Raw genomic sequence first — 6,750 nt, 5'->3', positions numbered from 1 at the left:
GACATCGATGCCTGTTTCCAGCGCATCGATGGCGGAGGTCAGATTCTGTGGAATGAGCAATCCACGGCAGAACTTGCCACTGGCCGTGGACGAAGCGCCACCCACCACATGACCGTGCCGCTTGTTGCCCGAGGTATCGAGCACCTCGCCATCGGTGCCGCCGTAGCTGCTTTGCTCGAACTTGTACTCTGCAAACAGGCCACTGCTGGGCCAGGCGCACGTGGCAGGCTTGGGCGTGCCCGTGACACAGGTGCTGGTGCAGGTGCTGCCCGCACCACAGCAGGCGCCCCCCACTGCCCCCGCAGAAGGAACCGTGATCGTGGACGCCCCGGTGGAGCGCACACATTGAGACACCGTGCTGCCCGAGCCCATGTAGACCGTCGAGTTGGCGGTGATGTTGCCGCCCACCGTGCTGTTGGTGGTCATGCTGACGTAGGACTTGGCGTAGATGCCTCCCCCCACGCTGGCGCTGCCATGGATGTCGACATAGGTGCCCAGCGCATTGAGCGAGCCGCCCACCGTGGTGGCCGTCCCCGTATCGATGTAGGACGTGGCCGAGGTGATGGAGCCGGTGATGGTGCTGTTACCACCCGTGTCCACATAGGTCTGCGCATAGATGGAGCCGTTGACGGTGGCATTGCCCCCCAGGCTGACGTAGGTCGTGGTGGTGGTGATGGAGCCACCGAACACGTTATGGCCTGCGGCGGACAGGAGGTAGCCCACGGTATCGCCGTTGATGCGGTTATAGGCATTGATGGTGACGATGCCGCCCGAGTTGATGCCCCCGACGGTGGTGTAGCTGCCAGAGGTTCCGGTCAGCAAGGTGATCGCCCCGGTCGTGGTGGTCAACACCCCCGTCACGGTGCTGCCCGCCCCCAGTGAGATGGCCCCCGTGGTGGTGGAAAGACTGCCCACATAGCTCACAGCGCCGGAACTGGACACGGCACCGGCATTGACATTGGCCTTGATGGTCGCCCCACCTGCGGCGGAGAGGGTGCCGCTCATGTTCAAGGTCAGGTTCGCGACCCCTGCTGCATTGATCTGGGCCGTGTTGGCGCTCAAGGATGTCAAGGTGATGGTGGTCGACGCATTGACCACCGCCACCGTGTCTCCCGCCCCCAGGCTCAGGGCGCCACAGGTGTAGGACGTCCCGCTACCGCTGCACCCCGCGGGCAAAGCGCCAGGGAAGCTATAGCTGGCCGCACCGGCCAGTTGAGACACCCCCATGCCGACCCAGCACAGGGACACCACGGCCATTCGGCGCATGCACGGGGACATCCAGTGGAACAGGGTCATGGTGACCATCTCTCGCAGTCAAACAGCCAGGACTCAGGGCGAGCAGAGGCAACGAGCCTGCATTCATCCTGCGTTCATCCTACCGCCCTGGATGGATCGGCATGCGTTAAATAAAGCCGAAAGGCCGGTCCTTGACCGGCCTTCGTGTCCTGGCACCGCAAAGGGCGGCGAAGGGATCAGACGTTTACGGCGTACCTGCCCCGATGCCATCGAAGGTGGCGGTGGCACTCGAGGAGGTCTGGGTGACCGTGCAGGCTGTCGACACGCCGCGGGTCAAGGCCCCGGCCGTCACGGTGTAGCCCGTCGGCACGGCATTGCCCTGCAGCAGGCTGGCCACATCCGAGCAGTTGTCCACGGCCTGGCACTTGCCGGCCGTGTTGGCATGGTTCACCACCAGGCAGCCTCCATAGTTGACAGACATGGCGCTGGCCATGGAGCCCGCCACGCCCTTGAGGGCAGCCTCTTCGGCGTTTTCCTGCACATTCACGAACTTGGGCAAAGCGGTGGCGGCCAGCACCCCCAGGATGACAATGACCACAATGAGCTCGATCATCGTGAAGCCGGTTTGGGTACGTTTCATGGTGTTTACCTCTTTCAGTTAAAGGCCGGGGGCTCCACCGTGCATCCCGGCACAAAGTCAATGCACGTTGACTCAGATTTCGGCAACCGTGCTCATTTCTTGAATGACATTTCGCCGAGATTCCACATGGGCAAGAACACGCCCAGCGCCAGCACCAGCACCAGTCCACCCATGAAGACGATCAGGATGGGTTCAATCTGCTGGGACAAGGTCTTGAGCGAGTACTGCACCTCGTTGCTGTAGAGCTCACCGACCTCTTCCAGCAATTCGTCCACCATGCCGGTCTCTTCACCGATGGCGATCATCTGAAGCACGATGGGCGTGAACACCCCCGAGGTGGCGGCCGCATGGGCCAGGCTCTCGCCACGCATGATGTTGTCGCGCATCTGTTCAATGCGCTGGGTGATGAAGGCGTTGTCTGCCGTCGTGGCCACCCCGCTGAGCGCGCGCTCCAGCGGCACGCCGCTCTTGAGCGACAGGGCAAAGGCCCGCGTGAACCGCGCCAGCGAGGCCTTGGTCACGATCGGCCCCACCACCGGAGCCCTGAGCAAGAGACGGTCCCAGATCAGACGGCCTTCTTCCGTCTGCTTCCAGTGCCGCCAGACAAAGAAGGTCACCACCAGACCCAGCGCAATCAGCCAGCCGTGCTTGATGGAGAACTCGGAGGTGGCCATCAGGATGCGGGTCGGCAGCGGCAGGTTGTCGCCCGCACTCTTGAAGATGTTGGCAAACGCCGGGATCACCATCACATTGATGATGGCGATGGCGGCCGCCATGGCGGCGATCACGAAGCTGGGATAGCGCAGGGCCGACTTGACCTGCTGACGCATGAAGAGCTCGAACTCGATGTGCTCGAAGAGCCGGATGAACACCTCTTCCAGGCGACCAGACGCCTCGCCCACCCGCACCATGGCCACATAAAAGCCATCAAAGACCTTGGGGTGGTGCAGCATGGCGGCCGACAACTCCAGCCCCGACTCCAGGCTGCGGCGCAGATCCAGCAGCACCTCTTTCATGGTCGGATTGCTGGTGGTCTCCTGCAGACCCGCCAGCGCGCGCAGGATGGGCACACCCGCCTTGAAGAGCGTGTAGATCTGCCGGCTGAACAGCATCACGTCGGTGGGCTTGACCTTGGGCTGCATCCACTCGGGCTTGCCCACGGCCGGACTGCCTGCGGCCGCAGCCGCCGGGGTCTGAGGCTTCTCGGGCTTGACCGTGATGGGCACCAGGCCCCGATAGCTCAAGGCATCGGCCACCGCAGAGGGGCTGTCCCCGTCCTCGATGCCTTCGACGAGCCCATGCGGGCCGCGTGCCTTGAAGATGTATCGGCTCATTCGTCCACCTGGGCGCTCACGCGCATGGCCTCATCCACCGTGGTGCGCCCCGCCATCACCAGGCGCGCCGCATCACGGCGCAAGGTGTTGCCCGCCATCTGCACCCGTGCCGCCTTGGCGAACACGCCGGGCTCGGGATCAGACAGGGCCTCGATCAGGGGCAGGCTCATCTCCAGGAACTCGTACACCCCGGTGCGGCCCTTGAAGCCGGTGTGGTTGCACTCCGGGCAACCTCGGCCGTAGTGCAGGGGCTTGCCTTCGGCCTCGTCACCCAGTTCACGCTTGAGCCAGACCAGCTCATGCGGATTGGGGTCGTGCGGCGTGGCACAACTGACGCACAGGGTGCGCACCAGACGCTGGGCCGCCACCAGTTGCAGTGACAGAGCCACCATCCAGCGCGGCACACCCATGTCGATCAGGCGGGCCGGGGTCGAGGCCGCATCATTGGTGTGCAGGGTCGAGAGCACCAGGTGGCCCGTCATGGCCGCACGCAGGCCGATCTCGGCCGTGGTCTTGTCGCGCATTTCGCCCACCAGGATCACATCGGGGTCCTGACGCAGGGCCGAACGCAGCACCCGGTCGAAGGTCATGTCGATCTTCTCCATGACCTGGACCTGGTTGAGACCGGGCAAGCGGTATTCGACCGGGTCCTCCACCGTGATGATCTTGCGCTCGGTGCTGTTGAGCGCATTGAGCGCCGCGTACAGCGTCGTCGTCTTGCCGCTGCCGGTGGGGCCGGTGACCAGGATCATGCCGCTGGGCTTGTCGATGGCGCGGCGCAGGGCCGCCAGCATGGGCTCGGGCATGGCCAGGCGCTCGAGCTCCAGCATGCCGGCACTCTGACTGAGCAGGCGCATGACGACCGACTCGCCGTACTGCGCCGGCAAGGTCGAGATCCGCACGTCCACCGTGCCGTCCTTGAGGCGCACGGCAAAGCGACCGTCCTGCGGCAGGCGCTTTTCAGAAATGTCCAGGCCCGACATCAGCTTGAGGCGCAAGGCCACGGCCCCGGCGATCTTGGCATCGGCCTCGGTCTGCACATGCAGCACACCGTCGATGCGAAAGCGGATGCGCAACTGCTTTTCCTGCGGCTCGATGTGGATGTCCGAGGTGCGCGTGCGCAAGGCCTGCTCGAACACCGAATACAGCAGCCGCACCACCGGGGCATCTTCGTTGCTGGTGGTGTCCATGCCCAGCAGGTCACCCAGATCACTCTCGGTGCCGGCCAGCTCGCTGGTGAGCTCGCGTGCCAGGCCCTCGATCTCCTTGGTGCTGGTGTAGACCCGATCGAGGGCCGCCAGCAGGTGGGTTTCGGTGACCACCGCCAGATCGACGCTGCGCTTGAGCAGGCGCCCGATCTCGTCAAAGGCATAGATGTCGGTGGGATCGGCCATGCCGATCATCAGACCGGAGGGCGGATCGTCCAGCACGATGGCGCGCAAGCGCCGCGCATGGCCTTCGGGCAGTTGCTGCGCCAGCTCGGGTCGCAAGGGGTAGTGGGCCAGATCGATGAAGGGCGCATGAAGCTGGCGCGCGACAGCCTTGGCGATCTGCGCCTCGGTGACCAGCCCCTGATCGCTCAGCACGCGGCCCAGCTTGCGCCCGCTGCTGCGCTGCTCCTGCAGGGCCTGGTCGAGCTGCTCGGCCGTGATCAGGCCCTCTTGAACCAGCAGGTCACCCAGTCTGAATTTCTGTGGACGTGGCATGGTGGCGTCCTCAACGCTCGGGCTTGAGCAAGGGGGTGGCGGGCATCTCGCTGGACCAGCCCGATCCATCTTCCGTGATCACCGTGGGCTTGATCAGGATCACCAGCTCACGCTTGCTGGTCACCGCCGACTTCTGGCTGAACAGGCTGCCCACGACTGGCGCATCACCCAGGATGGGCAGGCCGTTCTTGTCGATGGCCACGGCCTGGCGCATCAGACCACCGATGGCCACGATGCTGCCGTCCTTGACACGCACGATGCTGTCGGTCTCGTTGATCGAACTGGCGGCCAGGGGCAGCTTGTAGACGCCCAGGGAGCCCAGGTCAACGACCTTCTGCTTTTCCTTGACATCGCTGATGGCGGGGTGCACATGCAGCATCACCACGCCATCCTCGTCGATCTGCGGCATGACATCGAGTGAGATGCCGCTGAAAAGCGATTGCAGATCCAGCTTGGGGGTGAAGACGGTCTGGTCACCCACCTGGGTCGCCGAGGTCGTCACGCCGGTGACGAACATCTCGTCACGGCCCACCTTGAGCACGGCCTTCTGATTGTTCATGGTGGCAATGCGCGGGCTGGAGAGCACCTGCACATCCCCTTGCGTCTGCAGGAAGTTGATCAGGGCATTGAAGTTGGAGGCCTGGATGGCCAGACCATAGAAGCCGCGCCCCGCCGAGGCAAAAGAAGGCCCACTCGTGATGGCCAGATCCTCGGTCTGGAGCTGGTCGCGCTTGAGCGTCACCCCCGGTGCCATGTTCACCACGCCCATGCCGGACGAGCCCCGTGTGCCAAACAAAGACCAGTTCACGCCGGTCTGGGCATCGTTGGACAAGGACACCTCGATGATCTTGGCCTCCAGCATGACCTGGCGCTCGATGGTGACCTGCACCGCCCGTAGGAACTCTGCCACGCTGCGATGCTCGGCGGGCGTGGCGCGCACCACGATGAGCCCCGACCCCGGGTTCATGACCACGCCACGGCCATTGCCCGTGCCGATCATGGACAGCAAGGAGGCCTTGATCTCGCCCCAGAAGTCCGAGACCGAACTCATGCGCACATGCGAGGTGTCGTCATCGTTGTCGCCCGACGAGGCGCCGGGCGCCGATTTGCCACCGCCCCCCGCACTGCTGCCACCCGTGCCTCCGCCATTGCTGACATTGATGGAGCTGGACTTGACTCGCAGATCCGACGAGCCCTCACGGCGCCCGGGCAGGTAATTGATGGTGAACACCCGGGTCTGGATGGTGTTGGGATAGACCATGACCCGCTTGCCCGTGATGCGGTAGTCATACCCATATTGATCGCGCAGCACCTGCAGGGCTTCGGGCACCGTGGTGCCCTTGAGGCTCAGGGTCACGGTCCCGCTCAACTCGGGCGACACCACCACGGTGTAGTTCGTGCCCATGCCCAGTTGCAGAAACACCTGGGTGGCGGGTGCGTTGTTGACCGACAGGTCGAACCGGCTCTCGTTGTCCTGCGGTGCGGCAGAGATGGTCGGAGCCACAGCCGCCACACGCTGCGACGGCGGCGTCAAGGTGACGCTCATGCGCCCCCCGGCCGCAGTTGGCGGGAGACGGTCAAGATCCTGCACGGCCGCCACCTGCGCTGCCGGATCGGTGTTCGACTGATCGGCCAGCGCCTGGTAGTCGATCGCACGGTGCCGACGCCAACCACCCTCGGCGTGAACGGCGTCGTGACAGACCAGCACGCCCAGCAACACGGCGATCAGAGAGGGGAGATGTGTCATGGAGATTCCTTTTCTTCACGCGCGGGCGCGGCCACGCCGGGCGTCACAACCTTGTGCGGAGCAGACGGCGCGATCAGCGGCAAGCGC

At 64.5% G+C, this 6,750-nt stretch carries 5 protein-coding genes; all 5 read right to left on the bottom strand.

Annotation, left to right across the window (positions count from 1 at the left end; all coding sequences use genetic code 11):
* The coding region (locus tag VFW84_RS07750) for a hypothetical protein (protein ID WP_329679875.1) at window positions 1-1,305 on the bottom strand (1,305 nt) is incomplete at its 3' end.
* Between the two features lie 175 nt (window positions 1,306-1,480).
* Window positions 1,481-1,876: a type II secretion system protein gene (locus VFW84_RS07745; protein WP_329679874.1), complete on the bottom strand. Its 396-nt coding sequence runs from the start codon at window positions 1,874-1,876 to the stop codon at window positions 1,481-1,483.
* Window positions 1,877-1,968: 92 nt separating this feature from the next.
* Complete coding sequence (locus tag VFW84_RS07740; protein ID WP_329679873.1) at window positions 1,969-3,210, bottom strand: type II secretion system F family protein; 1,242 nt, start codon at window positions 3,208-3,210, stop codon at window positions 1,969-1,971.
* Entirely contained in the window at window positions 3,207-4,916 is a 1,710-nt protein-coding gene (locus VFW84_RS07735; protein ID WP_329679872.1) for a GspE/PulE family protein, read from the bottom strand. Before VFW84_RS07735 ends, VFW84_RS07740 begins: the two co-directional genes overlap by 4 nt.
* 10 nt (window positions 4,917-4,926) lie before the next feature.
* Entirely contained in the window at window positions 4,927-6,663 is a 1,737-nt protein-coding gene (gene mshL / locus VFW84_RS07730) for a pilus (MSHA type) biogenesis protein MshL (RefSeq protein WP_329679871.1), read from the bottom strand.
* Window positions 6,664-6,750: the final 87 nt, after the last annotated feature.

The sequence above is a fragment of the Aquabacterium sp. genome (assembly GCF_036279655.1).
Lineage (GTDB): Bacteria > Pseudomonadota > Gammaproteobacteria > Burkholderiales > Burkholderiaceae_C > Aquabacterium.
Note: the sequence above shows the minus strand (reverse complement) of the source record. Positions and strands in the feature narration are given on the sequence as shown.

Excerpts from the sequence above, each read along its gene's own strand:
- VFW84_RS07745 (WP_329679874.1), bottom strand. The coding sequence starts at position 1,876 with ATGAAACGTACCCAAACCGGCTTCACGATGATCGAGCTCATTGTGGTC.
- VFW84_RS07740 (WP_329679873.1), bottom strand. The coding sequence starts at position 3,210 with ATGAGCCGATACATCTTCAAGGCACGCGGCCCGCATGGGCTCGTCGAA.
- VFW84_RS07735 (WP_329679872.1), bottom strand. The coding sequence starts at position 4,916 with ATGCCACGTCCACAGAAATTCAGACTGGGTGACCTGCTGGTTCAAGAG.
- mshL (WP_329679871.1), bottom strand. The coding sequence starts at position 6,663 with ATGACACATCTCCCCTCTCTGATCGCCGTGTTGCTGGGCGTGCTGGTC.